Source organism: Phenylobacterium sp. (assembly GCF_044371015.1).
GTDB lineage: Bacteria > Pseudomonadota > Alphaproteobacteria > Caulobacterales > Caulobacteraceae > Phenylobacterium.
On record NZ_JBILUK010000071.1, the window covers coordinates 1 to 13711 of the forward strand.

The following is a 13711-nucleotide window of genomic DNA, read 5'->3' on the forward strand; positions in this document are numbered from 1 at the left end:
CGCACAAGGCGACTTTCGAGGAGCTCGCCTCCTGGCTCGGCAGGTTCCGAGACCTGCCGCTGGCGGACCGCGTGTTCTCACTGGCCGCCAAGCGCAACCCCGCCGAGGCGCCAGCCCTGCCCGTGCCACAGGTAGCCCTGGTCGACACGGCCCGAAGCGAAGTTACGCGGCCCGCCCGCGAGGCCTTCTACTCCGGCGACGCTCACACCGCCTTCAAACTCGCGGTCGAGGTAGGTGAGCGTTGGGTCGCGGGCCTATCGGCCTGGCGTCTCGGCGATCACGCCCAGGCGCTCGATTACTTCTCACAGATCGCCCGCGATCCGAATGAAGACCCCTGGCTGCGATCCGGCGGCGCATACTGGGCGTATCGGTCGGCCGCCGCCCTGGGCGAAACCGCCATGGCCGAAGGCTATCTGCGCCTGGCCGCCGAAGCGCCGCACACCTTCTACGGCATGATCGCCGAGCGGCAGCTCCCAACCGCGCCGGCCCCTATGGCGCGGCTGTCAACCATAAGCTTCCGCGCTCCGGCGCCCGACGCAGATCAGTTGGTCGCCAACGACCCGCGTGCTCACCGCGCCGCCGCCCTGGCCCAGATCGGTCGTCTGGACGAGGCCCGTCAGGAACTTCGCGCCGGCCTGGCCCTGGCCCGCAACACAGAAGAGCGCCGCGCCTGGAACCTGCGCCTCGCCCGGATCCAACCGACCGGAACCTCCGGCGTCGTCGGCGCGGCCGAGCATCCGGTTCCCGAACTCGCGCCACGCGGCGGTTTCACCATCGACCGGGCGCTGGTCTACGCCATCGTCCGCCAGGAGAGCGGCTTCAACCCCCGGGCGATCTCCCATGCGGGCGCCATGGGCATCATGCAGGTGCTGCCGACCTCCGCCACACTGGCCACCGGCGACCGCAACTACACGCGCCGCCCGCGCCTGCTGCTCGACCCGGCCCTGGGCCTGCGCGCAGGCCAGGACTATCTGACCTATCTCATGAATCGCGGCGTCGGCCCGGACCTGCTCAAGATGGTCGCCGCCTATAACGCCGGTCCTGGCGCGGTGATGAACGCCGTGGCCCGCGTCGGCGACGACGACCCCTTGCTGCTGATCGAGTCCCTGCCCGCGCTCGAGACCCGCAACTATGTCGAGCGCGTCATGGCCGCCTACTGGACCTACAAGCGCTTCTTCGGTGAGGAGACGCGCAGTCTCGACGCCCTGGCCGCCGGCGCCCGCCGCATCGACGCCCGGCTCGACCTACCCGATCCGTCGCCGGCCGAATCCCAGGGCGCGGCGCAGGTGCTTGAGATCGGCGCCATCGGCCTCCGCGACGCCGCCACGCGCAATTAGCACGCCCTCGGGCGCACGGCGTAGTCCGCCGCCGCCCAGTCCCACCACCGACGCCGGTCCGCCGTCCGCCGCCATATGGGCGTTCAGCGACCCGATCCAGCCGTCCCGAAACCGGAAGGATGCCGGCGCCATCAACAAGGTCTCCGAGCGCGCCGCCCTGGCCGCATCCGCCAGTGTAGGGTGCGCCTCCGCCCCCATGTCCTCGCACAGGAGGTCGATTGCCGGTTGATCCGGCGCCGCCACGATCCGCACCTCGCGCACGATCCCGTCCACCGCGCCGGCTGTCAGCTGCGCCAGCAATGCCGCCAACCCGTCGGTCCCGTCCCGCGCATCGATGATCACCGTCAGCATCAGGAGGGTCTGGGCGCCATTCGTCCTCGGACGTCAAGTTGTTCTTGTTTTGTTTTTTTTTTTGCGTCCATACGGTGGGTCCATGATCGCCTTCAACCAGCAGTTCAGAGGTCGCGGCGCCCGGACCAACGCCACCGGCCGCTTTGAGACCCAGGTCCGGGAGGCCTTCGACGACGGCTGGACGATCGATGACGCCCCCGCCGCTCCTCTGCGCACAACTGTTGAGCCCGAGAAGGCCAAGACGGTGATCAGCCGCAATGACAGTCCCGACATCGGCTTCTCAGCCTCTATCAACCCCTATCGTGGCTGCGAGCACGGCTGCATCTACTGCTATGCGCGTCCGGCCCACGCCTACATGGGGCTCTCACCCGGCCTCGACTTCGAAAGCCGCCTGTTCTTCAAACCCGACGCCGCGCGCCTCCTGGAAGCCGAGCTCTCGCGCAAGGGCTATAGGCCCGAGACCATCCACATCGGGGGCAACACCGATCCCTACCAGCCCCAGGAACGTCGGTTGCGCCTCACCCGCGCCATTATCGAAACGCTGATCCGGTTCAAGCATCCGTTCTCGGCGATCACCAAGTCGGCGCTCATCACCCGCGACCTCGACCTGTTGGGACCGGCCGCCGCCCAGGGCCTGACCCGGGTCGCCATCTCCATCACCTCGCTGGATCGCAGGCTGGCCCGCTCCATGGAGCCTCGCGCCGCCACGCCGGGACGGCGGCTGGAGGCGGTGGCCGCGCTGGCGAACTCCGGCGTTCCAGTCACCGTGATGTTCGCCCCCTGCATCCCGGGCCTGAACGATCATGAACTGGAGGCCGTGCTTGAGGCCGCGGCCGGAGCCGGAGCCTCCGGCGCGGGCTATGTGGCGCTGCGCCTGCCGCGCGAAATCAAGGACCTGTTCCGAGAATGGCTTGAGACCGACCACCCTGACCGCGCGCGCCGTGTCATGTCGCTCGTCCGACAGATGCGCGGCGGCCGCGACTACGACGCAACCTGGGGATCCCGCATGAAGGGGGAAGGCCCCTTCGCCGCCCTCATCGCCGACCGCTTCCGCGCCGCGACCCGGCGCCATGGCCTAGAGCGCCAGTGGACCCCGCTCCGCACCGACCTGTTCACGGTTCCTCGCCCCGACACCGGTCAGCTCGACCTCTTCGGCTGACCCGCTACTCGACCGTGAAGGTCAGGCCCGCGTGGCCCTGCAATCGATCCACGAGCCGCCCCTGCAGCGCCGCGCCGGGGGTCCAGACACCGCCGGCCACGTCTGGCGCGTTCACCAGGCAGATCGCGGTTTCAGCCAGCATCTTCGACGTGGAGCCATAGCCCGGGTCCATGTCGCCCTTGACCGAGGTCCGCACCCGACGGCCGTCGGCGCCGACGCCGACAAAGAGGATGTCGTAGAAGCCGGCCTCGCGTTCCGCCTTGGTCGGCCCGTCGCCCGGCTTGGGCGGGCCGCCCGGCAGGCTGTTCATATCGGTGAAACCGGGACCGGCCGAGCCCGGCCCCACCATGACCATCTCGTCATAGACGAAGTCACGACCATAGGGGTGGCCCATGAGGAGGTTCGAACGGTGGACGTTCTTTGTGTTGATGACCGCCATCATGAAGGGCGCGACCGGGCCGACGTCCGGGTCCTCCTCCGGCGCATTGCCGGGCGGCTGGGCGGGGCCATCGAAGCCGGGGGTCAGGCCGAACGGGCTCATCATGATGGCCAGGATCGAGGGATCCTTCTGGATCGCCGCCATGGTCGCCGCGCCGCTCGCCGCCGTCCCGCCGGAGAGCCCGCCCTGCATGCCCCGGACCCGGCCCTTCACGCGCAGGGCCGGAGCGCCCCAGGCCGCCTTGGCCGCTTCCTGGCAATGATAGACCCCCAGCTCAAAGGGGATGGAGTCAAAGCCGGCGGAATGGAGAATACGCGCGCCCGTTTCCTTGGCCCGCGCGTGGTGAGCGTCGATCATGGCCCGCATCCAGTTGGGCTCACCGGAGAGGTCGAGATAGTCAGTCCCCGCCTCGACACAGGCGGCCACCAGGTCGGAACCATAGAGCTGATAAGGTCCCACCGTTGTGATGATCGCCTTGGCGCGCGCCACCATGGCCCGCACGCTGGCCGGATCGCCGGCGTCCGCGACCACCAACGGGGTTTCGGCTGGCGCGCCGATCTCGTCGCGAACCTCAGCCAGCTTGGCCGCCGAGCGCCCGGCCATGGCCCACTTGACCGCCCCGCCCACGCCATAGCGCGCCGCCAGATGCTCGGCCACGAGGCGGCCGGTATAGCCGGTGGCGCCATAGACGATCAGATCGAACTCGGCCTTGGGGTTCATCGCTTCCTCCGCTTTGGGCGCGACCATACAAATTTACATCGTTATCGCAACCGGCTCGGCTAAACCGAATCCATGACACCCGAACTCGGAATCATCGAAGGTTTCTTCGGTCGGCCCTACACCTGGGAAGCGCGGGCGGCCATGGTCGAGGCCCTGGCCCCGTCCGGCTACGGCTTCTACCTCTATGCGCCCAAGGCCGACCCACATCTGCGCCGCCGCTGGCGCGAACCCTATTCCGACGCGGCGCTGGCCAACCTCTCGGACTTCGCCCAAGCGTGCCGGCGCCATGGCGTTCGCTTTGGGGTCGGGCTTTCACCCTACGAATTGTTCCTCGACTTCAACTCCGCTTCCAAAGCGGCGCTGGGCGCCAAACTGGACCAGCTCGTCTCACTCGGCCTGGATGACCTTGGTGTCTTCTTCGACGACATGAAGGGCGACCTCGCCGACCTGGCTCCGCGCCAGATCGCGATCATCGATTGGATCGCCGCCCGCGCCGGCAGCGCGCGTCTGATCGTCTGCCCCAGCTACTACACCGATGACCCTGTCCTCGATCGCGTCTTCGGCGCCCGCCCGGCCAACTATCTGGAAGACCTGGGCAAGGGCCTCGATGCCGCCATCCAGCTGATGTGGACCGGCGAAGAGGTGTGCGCCAAGGAGTTCTCCCCCGGCCACCTCGCCCGGGTGACCGAGCAGTTCCGCCGCAAGCCTTTCCTTTGGGACAACTATCCCGTCAACGACGGCCCGCGAATGGCCCAGCACCTGCACCTGCGCGCCTTCACCGGCCGCCCAGCGTCCATCGGCGCGCACATCGCCGCCCACGGAATCAACACCGCCTCACAACCCGTTCTCTCCTGCATTCCGGCCCTGACCCTGGCTGAGAGCTACCGGCTGGGCCAGGCCTACGAATACCTCGCCGCATTCCGTCGCGCCGCCCAGGCTGTGCTTGGCCCCGCCCTAGCTGACGCCATCGAACGCACCCTGTTGCTGCTGGAGGACACCGGCCGCGAGCGCCTGGGCGAAGAGCGCATGGGCCGCCTTCGGGAACGGTTCTCGGCCTTCGACCACCCGGCGGCGCGCGAGATCCTGGCCTGGCTTGATGGTCACTGGATCATCGGAACCGAGGACCTGGAGACCCAGTGACCACGCGCCGCGCGCTGATGTTGCGCGCGGGCGCCCTGGCGCTGGCGGGCGGCGGCCTGTTCGCCGTGCGCGACCGCCTGCCCTGGCCGCCGCTCATCCCACGTTTCGTCGACGACCGCGCGACACCCTGGACGCCCCTGGCCGGACGCGGCGACCTGATCGAACTGAATGCGCGCATCGGCGACGTACCGGTGCGGGCGCTGATCGATTCCGGCGCTCAGATCTCAGCCATCGACCAGGGTCTGGCGGAGCGACTGGGCCTGCCTCGCACTCTGGCCGCGCCGGTTCTCGCCTATGGTCTGAGCGGCGCACCAACGCTCACCGGCACGGTCCGGCTGGATCTGACTCTGCCCGGACTGGCGGTTCCCCGCCTGCGCGCCGCAGCCCTGGATCTGGCGCGGCTGGCGGCCCTCACCGACCGTCCCCTAGATCTGATCCTGGGGCGCGACCTTTTGTCCGTGCTGGCGCTGGAGGCCGACTTCGCGAGGGGCGCCGCGCGCCTCATCGCCCGTGACGCCTTCCGCCCCGACGCTCGGGCCCGCGCCATTCCGCTCACCCGGCGCGGCGGCGCCCCGACCCTCCCGGCGCAGATCGAGGGCCGGAAACTCGACCTGCTGGTCGACACCGGATCCAGCGGCGGCATCGCGCTCTCCGAACCCGCCGCACGTCGCGCGGGTCTGCTCGACCCCGGCCGCACCCAGGGAACAACCGGCTCGGTTGGCATCGGCGGCCTGGTGATAGATCGGACCGTGATGGCGAACGCCGTCGAGGTCGCGGGCGAGACCTTCGCCGCGCTCTCCATCCAGGTCTACCGCCATGCGCGTGCGGCTCCGGCGCCGGACGGGATCATCGGCCTGGGCTGGCTGCGCGCCTGGCGCATAGACCTCGACCTGACGGGCCGCAGGCTCGGCCTCGCGCCACCCGGCGTCAGCATGACTCCCTCGCGGGTGGAGACGACTCCCCCCGCCCGCTAAGAGTGGGTGATGAGCCCGCCCGCAGCCCAGCCCGCAAGCGCCTCGCCGGCCGCTGTGCCGGTGTTGTTGCTTCTTGTGCTGATGAGCCTGGTCGGCTGGGGCGTGGTGATCCCGCTGTTGCCGTTCTTCGCCACGGCGTTCGGCGCCGCACCTTGGCAGGTGACGTTGCTGTTCGCCGGCTATTCGGCGGGCCAATTCGCAGGCGAGCTCTACTTCGGACGCCTCTCCGACCGGATCGGGCGCAAGCCCGTTCTGCTGATCACCATGATCGCCTCAGGCCTGGGCTATCTGGCGCTGGCCTTTGCGCCCGGCATCTGGTGGGCCATCGTGATCCGTGCGGCGGCCGGGTTCTTTTCCGGCAACATCTCGACCGTCCAGGGCTACATCGTCGACGTGAGCCCGCCGGAGAAACTGGCCGGGCGGCTCGGTCTGATTGGATCGGTGTTCGGCCTGGGATTCGTCATTGGTCCGGCCATTGGCGGCCTGATGGCCCATCCAGAGGCCGGCCCCACGGGCTACCGGCCGCCCCTCATCCTGGCGACGGTGTTGTGCGCGGCTGCGGTGGTGGCGCTGGTCGCGGTTGTGCGCGAAAGCCGTACTCGGCGGGTTGATCCCCGCCCGCCGCGCAACCCGTTGGCCGCGCTGGGCGAGGCCATGCGCCATCCCGTGCTCGCCAGCGCCTTCGGGGTCACCGCGCTCGGCTTCTTCGCCTCGTCGGCCATGTGGTCGGTGCTGGGACTGTGGGCGCACGCGGTATTCAACTGGACGCCGCGGGACGTCGGTCTGGTGATGGCCGGCACGGGCGTCGCTTCGGCGCTGGCGCAGGGGGTGCTGTCGGGAATGGCCGTGCGTCGGCTGGGGATCGGCCCGACGATCGTTCTTGGACTGGTCTCGGCCTCAGCCTGCATGTTCCTGTTGGCCGCCGCGCCCTGGGGCTGGCTCGCGGCCCTGGCGCTCACCGCCTCGGTGATCGGCCACGCCCTGTGGCAGCCGGCCGCGACCACCATCATCTCCCGCGCCGCCGACCCAGACCGGCAGGGCGAGTTTCTGGGGGCGTCGGGGGCGGCGGGTTCCTTCGCCCGCGTTGTCGCACCGGTCATCGGCGGGGTGCTCTTCACGACCGTGGGGCCTTGGGCCCCTATCGCGTTTGCGGCATTGTTCATGCTGCCGGCCGCCTGGCTCGGCTGGCGCGCCGCTGAGGCCTTGCGCAGGAGTGAAGTGTGACCACCACCCGCGCGCCCCTCGCATCCCGCCGTCGCATCCTGGCCGGCCTCGCCGGCGCGAGCTTTCTGCCCGGTTGGGCGCGGGCGCAGACAAGGGGATCCGCCTCCGGCCACGTCAAATCCGGACCCGAGATCGCGCTGAGCATCGGTGACGCCCACATCAAGGTCGACGGCCGTCACGGCCACGCCGTCGCCATCGAGGGTACAGTCCCGGGCCCACTGATCCGGCTCAAGGAGGGCCAGCGCGTCCGCCTCGCCGTCACCAACAAGCTGGTCGAACCCACCTCGATCCACTGGCACGGCCTGCTCGTGCCCTTCCAGATGGACGGTGTACCCGGTGTCAGCTTCCCCGGCATCGCGCCGGGTGAGACGTTCGCCTACGAATTCCCGATCCTCCACGCCGGAACCTATTGGTACCACTCTCACTCCGGGATGCAGGAGCCGATGGGCTGCTACGGCCCGCTGGTGATCGACCCCGCCGGGCCCGAGCCCGCGCCCTATGACCGCGAGCACGTGATCGTGCTCTCCGACTACAGCTTCACCCATCCCCACGTTCTGATGACGCGGCTGAAGCAACAGGCCGGCCACTACAACCGCCAGCGCCAGACGCTCTCCGGCCTTGCCGCAGGTCGTGACCAGCCGTTGGCCGACCGGATGGCGTGGGCTCAGATGCGTATGGATCCCACCGACATCTCCGACGTCACCGGCGCCGCCTACACGTTCCTGATGAACGGCCATGGCCCGAAGCCGGGCTGGTCCGGACTGTTCGCGCCCGGCGAGCGCGTGCGGCTAAGGTTCATCAATGCTGCGGCGATGACCATCTTCAACGTCCGCATTCCCGGGCTGAAGATGACCGTGGTTCAGGCCGACGGGCAGGACGTCCGCCCTGTCGATGTGGATGAATTCCAGATCGCCAACGCCGAGACCTACGACGTCATCGTCGAGCCGAAGGATGACCACGCCTTCGCCGTAGTGGCCGAGGCCATCGACCGGTCGGGCATGGCGGTCGGAATGCTCAGCGCCCGGCCCGGCCTGCGCGCCGAGGTCCCGCCGCTCCGCGCGCGGCCGCTGCTCAAGATGCGCGACATGGGCATGGATATGTCCAGTCACGCCGGCCACGGCGACCATTCGATGTCCATGCGCGATCCCAAGGCCGCGCCGGGCGTCGCTATGGGTCCGGGCGTGCAGATGATCTCGCCTATACCTGTCGACCGGGTCGCCGAGCGGGGCACGGGCCTCGCCTACGCGCCCGGCAAGGTGCTGACCTATGCCGATCTTGTCGCCCTAGCGCCCAATCCGGACACGCGACCGCCGTCACGGACGCTGCAACTGCACCTCACCGGCAACATGGAACGCTTCATGTGGGCGTTCGACGGCGAGACCTTCTCAGAGGTCACCAAGCCGATCCCCTTCCGTCGGAATGAACGAGTGCGCGTGACCCTGGTCAACGACACCATGATGAACCACCCGATCCATCTTCACGGCCACTTCATGGAGCTGGTCAACGGCCATCCGGGCCGCCATCCGCGCAAGCACACCATCAACGTGCAGCCCGGCGGAAAGGCCAGCTTTGACCTCACAGCCGACGCGCCGGGAGACTGGGCGTTTCACTGCCACATGATGCTCCACATGCACGCGGGCATGTTCAAGGTGGTCAGCGTACGGCCGCTGGACCCGGTCACATGAGCCTCGCCCTGGCCTTCGCTGCGGCCCTGTCGGCGCAAGCGCCTGACCCACACGCGCATCACCACGAACCGGCGCCCGCGCCCGCTAAGCCGCCGACCGCTGCCCCCCACGCACACCACCATGCGCCGGCGCCCGTTCCGATCGATCGCCTAGCCGCACCGGCTGCGCCGAGCGACCATGCCGCCGACCGCCTGTTCGATCCGACCGCCATGGCGGCGTCGCGCGAAGTTCTGCGCCGAGAGCACGGCGTGATGCGCTGGAACCTGGTCAAGGTCGAACGACTAGAAATCTCCGACCACGATCAGACTATCTGGGAGGCCGAGGTCTCGACCGGCGGCGACCTGAACCGCCTCGCACTGGCCACCGAGGGCCACGACGGAGAGGCTGAGGTTCAGCTGCTCGGGCGACGCGCCATCGGCCCCTATTTCAATTTCCAGGCCGGCGTTCGCCATGACCTGGGCGATGGCCCAAACCGCACCTACGCCACGCTCGGCGTCGAGGGCCTCGCGCCCTACTGGATCGAAGTGGAGGCCAACGCCTTCCTGTCCGACCGCGGCGGCCTCTCCGCCCGCCTCGAAGCTATGACCGATTACCGGATCACCCAGCGCCTGATCCTGGAGCCCCGCGCCGAACTGGGTTTGGCCAAGGGCGCCAGCGAACTGGAGGCGGGTTTGCGCATCCGCTACGCGGTCACGCCCCAAATCGCGCCCTATGCCGGCGTCGTCTGGACCCGCGACTTCACCGGACGAGACCGCAGCGATATCTCCGCAGTAGTCGGGCTATCCGCCTGGTTCTAGGCGCGTCCCTCGGAGTTACCGCCGGCGCCGCGACATCAAGGCCGCGCCCAGCGCCAGACCGACGGCCAGCCCGATGACGCCCATGGCCAGGGCTTCCTGATCCAGGGCGGCCTGCAACCGCCGACGCGCGACCCGCGAGAACCGTCCCATCCGGGAGAGCGCGGCATCGTCATAACCTTCGTACACGTCGAACGGTCCGGTCAGCCGATCGGCCTTCACGTGGCGGCCAAAGCCCTCGCCCGCCAACTTTCGCGTGTTTTCGTCGAACAGTCCCATGGCTCGCTTCCTGTCCTTCCGGACAACTCTAGCCTTCAATTATGACGGCTCCCTTTATCTATGCAGCCTTATTCGCATTGCCGCCTTCCTGACTGCGACGTTCAGCCGCGGTTCAGCGCCGGATTGGTTAACGTCCGATCTGAAACGGAGGTTCCATGCGCAAGCTCGCCACATCCGCCCTGGCCGCCATCACCGCCGCCGGGGCCGTGCTCGCCGCCCAACCCGCCCAGGCTGACCGCTGGCGCCATCACCGCGACAACGACAACGACGAGGTGGCCGCAGCGATCGTCGGCGGAATCGCGGGCCTGGCCATAGGCGCCGCCCTCGCCGGACGCGGCGACCGCGACCGGTACGATGACCGTTACGAACGCTACGAAGGCTATGGCCGCTATGGCGACAGCTACCGGTATCGCTACCGCTACGACCCTTACACGGACGGCTATTCCAGCCGACCCTACAGCCGCCGCGAGCGATACGACGACGACCGCACTTGCATCAGCCGCGACCGCGTCTACGACCCTTACATCGGCCGCCGGGTGACGATCGAGCGGCGGTATCGCTGCTGACGGATTGCTCTTCCAGATAAAGAGACTTCCAAGCCCCCTCGTTGCATAGGCCGATCGGGGGATGTGCAGCCGGCGGACGGCGCGCAACCATAGCCCGATCGTGCTATGGGAGCCGTCATGTCCGGTGAAGAGGACATAATCGATCTGATCTATGGGGCGGCGCTCGACCCCAGCCTCTGGACGACCGTCATGGCGCGGGTCGGCGATAGCGTCGGCGGCGAAGGCGCGGTGCTTTCCCGCCTCAGCGTCGTCGACGGATCGGGCGACGCCCTCCTGGCGCGAGCAGACCCAGGCTCGCTCAAGGCCTACGCAGAGCACTTTGAACGCAAGAACGTGCTGACCGTGGTCGAGAATCCGGCGGACTACCGCAACGGCCGAAGTCCGGGCGTGGCCACGGACGAGGCCGCACTGCCGCGGGAAGCCTTCGAGCGCAGCGAGTACTACAACGACTTCCTCAAGCCCCAGGATATCTTTTCGGCCTTGTGGGTCCGGCTTGAACTGGCTGACCGCGAGGTGACGACGATCACCTGGGGGCGATCAGAGCGACGCGGGCGGTTCGACGCCGAGCATCTGGAAGCCGCGACGGCGCTGAAACCGCACCTGGTGCGCGCCTACAAGATGGGGCGAAATCTCTCGGGCCGCCTCGGCTTGGCCCACGATCTGGTGCAGGCGGTCGAGGCCTCGCCGCATGCGGTGATGGTGCTGGATGTCACAGGTCGCGTGATCCACGCCAACGCCCGGGCTTCGTCTCTTGTCGGCGCCGGGCGGGGTCTGAGCCTGGTCGCTGGACGGCTGGTCGCCTCTCACGCCGACACCAATCCCGCCCTGCAGAAGCTGATCGCCTCGGGCCTGCGCGATGACGCCGGTAGGTCGGGCGGCGCCATGGCCATACCCTCACCGCTCGGACGTCTACCGCTGGCGCTGCGCACCTCGCCGATCCCCGGGTCCGGAATGCCGATCTTCGGCGCGCCGGGCGGACTTCTGGTCACCGTCACCGACCTGGACCGACAACTCCGTTCACCCGCGGATGAACTCCGCCTGCTGTTCGGCCTAACCCCCGCCGAGGCCCGGCTCGCCGACGCCATCTTCGACGGGCTGAGCCTGCCGGAGGCGGCGGACCGCTTCGGCCTCAGCCTGCACACGGTCCGCTTCCAGATCGCCCGGGTGTTCGAGAAGTCCGGCGTGGCCCGCCAGACCGATCTGGTGAAGCTGATGATGCGGTTGGCGGGGTAGTCCGAAACGCTGTCATCCCGGTTTCGGCGCAGCCGAAGACCGGGATGACACCTTGCGGGTTGGAGTCAGGCGGCGGCTGCGCTCACGCGCCGGCGCGAACGGATCGCCGCACCGGCTGCGCCGAAGCCCAGGATCATCATCGCCCAGGTTGAGGGCTCGGGGATCGCGCCCGTCGCCTCGTACTCGTAAACCCGAAGCTCGTTCAGCCCGTAGGCGCTGAAACTGGCGGTGGAGAACGGCCCGCGCGCGGACGTCGGGCGAAACTCCAGATAGCGGAATGTCGCGCTGGAGGAGACACTGAAGCTCTGGCCAGGGATGTTGTTGATCACAGCGGCAGGGGCAAGCACGCCGGTGACCAGCGTCGTCTCCAGGCCGCTAAGGCGAAGTCCGCCCGAGAACGCTGAAACCGAGTTACCGCCGGCGATCGTGAAGTCCTTGGTTCCTCGGTCCCCAAAGAAGTCGTTCCGAGTGTTGAAGAGTTCCAGTTCTCCGATCCGATACGACGCGCCGAGATCGATGGTGATGAACGCCGGATTGCCATTACTGTCCGGCCAGAGCCAGTAGGTGCTTCCTGCGACGTCGTTCACCGCACCGGTCTGTTGATCAAGGATGTTGTCTGCGGGGAAACCACCATAGTCACCAGCCGAACCAATGACGTTGGCCGGTGCAAGCATTATCTGGGCCGCGCTGGCCTCACCTGAGATGGCGATGGCGCCCGCGCCGATGACGGTCGCGAGCAACTTGAGTTGATGCTTCATCAGGGAACTCCACGTGATCTGTCGTGGAGATCGAAACCCAATCCAAATGAACCCGCATCAGCCGACCGGCTTATGTCGAGAAGGCGAACGCCGCTCGCCTCAGAGGCGAGCCGACGCCTAACCGGCCTTCGGCGCCCGCCGCACCTCCACCACCCGCACCCTCGCGCCATCCAGCACCAGAGCCAACTCGCCGCGCTTGAGCTTCAGCGCGTCCTCGCCGAACGCTTCGCGCCGCCAGCCCTTGAGCGCGCCGACGTCGGCGGCGTCGTCATTGGCGATCTGCTCCAGGTCCGAGACGGTGGCCAGCAGCTTGGAAGCGACGCCCGCTTCCTCGGCCCGGGCCTTCAACAGCACCTTCAGCAGTTCCACCACAGCGCCCGCCGCCGGCGAGGAATGGACCCGTGGCTTTTCGATCACCGGCGCATAGGCCTCCGGGTCCTTCAGGGCCTCACGGACCGCCGCGATCAGATCGGGTCCAAACTTCGAGCCTGAGAAGCCCTTGGGCACCGAACGCATGCGGTCCAGGGCGTCGGCGTCGGTCGGCGCCTGGATGGCGATCTCGTCGATCGCCTCGTCCTTGAGGATCCGGCCGCGGGGCTGATCGCGGGTCTGGGCCGTGCGTTCGCGCCACGCCGCCACGGCGCGGAACACCGCCAGGTACTTCGGCGCATGCTTGCGGGGCTTCAGGCGCTTCCAGGCGTTCTCGGGCTCCACGTCGAACAGCGCCGGGTTGGTCAGGTCAGCCATCTCGTCGGAGACCCAGACAAGGCGCCCTTCCCGCTCCAGCCGATCCCGCAGCATGGGGAAGAGCTTCGCCAGGTGGGTCACATCCGCCAGCGCGTAGGTGAGTTGGGCTTCAGACAGCGGCCGCCGCGCCCAGTCCGTAAACCGGCTGCTCTTATCGAGGTCGATCTTCAGCATCTGGCGGACCAGGGCGTCATAGGCGATCTGTTCACCGAACCCCGCCGCCATGCCGGCGATCTGGGTGTCGAACAGCGGCCTGGGCATGGCCTTAAGGATGTTGAAGATCTCCACGTCCTGCCGCGCGGCGT

14 protein-coding genes are annotated in these 13711 nt (G+C 68.3%); 9 read left to right on the plus strand and 5 right to left on the minus strand.

The features are described from left to right. Positions 1-1337, plus strand: a 1337-nt coding sequence (locus ACIQ3R_RS08115; RefSeq protein ID WP_397417169.1) for a transglycosylase SLT domain-containing protein, incomplete at its 5' end; no start/stop codon positions are given. Here ACIQ3R_RS08115 and ACIQ3R_RS08120 read toward each other — a convergent pair. Beyond that, on the minus strand, positions 1245-1688 hold the full coding sequence (locus ACIQ3R_RS08120) for a hypothetical protein (RefSeq protein ID WP_397417171.1): 444 nt from the start codon (positions 1686-1688) through the stop codon (positions 1245-1247). The genes ACIQ3R_RS08115 and ACIQ3R_RS08120 overlap by 93 nt on opposite strands. Before the next feature lie 82 nt (positions 1689-1770). On the opposite strand from ACIQ3R_RS08120, the gene ACIQ3R_RS08125 reads away from it, so the two are divergent. Further along, a complete protein-coding gene (locus ACIQ3R_RS08125) occupies positions 1771-2847 on the plus strand; it encodes a PA0069 family radical SAM protein (RefSeq protein ID WP_397417173.1) in 1077 nt (358 codons plus the stop codon). 4 nt (positions 2848-2851) lie between these two features. Here the strand turns inward: ACIQ3R_RS08125 and ACIQ3R_RS08130 are convergent, their stop codons facing one another. Continuing rightward, on the minus strand, positions 2852-4006 hold the full coding sequence (locus tag ACIQ3R_RS08130) for a saccharopine dehydrogenase family protein (RefSeq protein WP_397417175.1): 1155 nt from the start codon (positions 4004-4006) through the stop codon (positions 2852-2854). A 72-nt stretch (positions 4007-4078) separates the two neighbouring features. On the opposite strand from ACIQ3R_RS08130, the gene ACIQ3R_RS08135 reads away from it, so the two are divergent. Genes ACIQ3R_RS08135 through ACIQ3R_RS08155 form a run of 5 tightly spaced genes read left to right on the plus strand, consistent with a single transcriptional unit; the run spans position 4079 to position 9826 of the window. Next, entirely contained in the window at positions 4079-5146 is a 1068-nt protein-coding gene (locus ACIQ3R_RS08135; RefSeq protein WP_397417176.1) for a beta-N-acetylglucosaminidase domain-containing protein, read from the plus strand. Continuing rightward, entirely contained in the window at positions 5143-6120 is a 978-nt protein-coding gene (locus ACIQ3R_RS08140) for an aspartyl protease family protein (protein ID WP_397417179.1), read from the plus strand. The genes ACIQ3R_RS08135 and ACIQ3R_RS08140 overlap by 4 nt, the downstream gene beginning before the upstream one ends. A 9-nt stretch (positions 6121-6129) precedes the next feature. Beyond that, complete coding sequence (locus ACIQ3R_RS08145; RefSeq protein WP_397417182.1) at positions 6130-7344, plus strand: MFS transporter; 1215 nt, start codon at positions 6130-6132, stop codon at positions 7342-7344. Then, positions 7341-9029 carry a copper resistance system multicopper oxidase gene (locus ACIQ3R_RS08150; RefSeq protein WP_397417185.1) on the plus strand — a complete coding sequence of 563 codons (1689 nt, stop codon included), beginning with the start codon at positions 7341-7343 and terminating at the stop codon, positions 9027-9029. The genes ACIQ3R_RS08145 and ACIQ3R_RS08150 overlap by 4 nt, the downstream gene beginning before the upstream one ends. Next, positions 9026-9826 carry a copper resistance protein B gene (locus tag ACIQ3R_RS08155; protein ID WP_397417187.1) on the plus strand — a complete coding sequence of 267 codons (801 nt, stop codon included), beginning with the start codon at positions 9026-9028 and terminating at the stop codon, positions 9824-9826. The genes ACIQ3R_RS08150 and ACIQ3R_RS08155 overlap by 4 nt, the downstream gene beginning before the upstream one ends. 15 nt (positions 9827-9841) lie before the next feature. On the opposite strand, the gene ACIQ3R_RS08160 is transcribed toward ACIQ3R_RS08155, so the two are convergent. Then, complete coding sequence (locus ACIQ3R_RS08160; RefSeq protein WP_397417190.1) at positions 9842-10102, minus strand: hypothetical protein; 261 nt, start codon at positions 10100-10102, stop codon at positions 9842-9844. 155 nt (positions 10103-10257) lie between these two features. Here ACIQ3R_RS08160 and ACIQ3R_RS08165 point away from each other — a divergent pair, with 155 nt between their 5' ends. Next, positions 10258-10668, plus strand: a complete 411-nt coding sequence (locus ACIQ3R_RS08165; protein ID WP_397417192.1) for a hypothetical protein — start codon at positions 10258-10260, stop codon at positions 10666-10668. Positions 10669-10785: 117 nt separating this feature from the next. Further along, positions 10786-11901: a helix-turn-helix transcriptional regulator gene (locus ACIQ3R_RS08170; protein ID WP_397417195.1), complete on the plus strand. Its 1116-nt coding sequence runs from the start codon at positions 10786-10788 to the stop codon at positions 11899-11901. A gap of 65 nt (positions 11902-11966) precedes the next feature. On the opposite strand, the gene ACIQ3R_RS08175 is transcribed toward ACIQ3R_RS08170, so the two are convergent. Together ACIQ3R_RS08175 and rnd are read right to left on the minus strand one after the other, a co-directional pair. After that, on the minus strand, positions 11967-12659 hold the full coding sequence (locus ACIQ3R_RS08175) for a PEPxxWA-CTERM sorting domain-containing protein (protein ID WP_397417197.1): 693 nt from the start codon (positions 12657-12659) through the stop codon (positions 11967-11969). Between the two features lie 117 nt (positions 12660-12776). Beyond that, positions 12777-13711, minus strand: a 935-nt coding sequence (gene rnd / locus ACIQ3R_RS08180; protein ID WP_397417199.1) for a ribonuclease D, incomplete at its 5' end; no start/stop codon positions are given.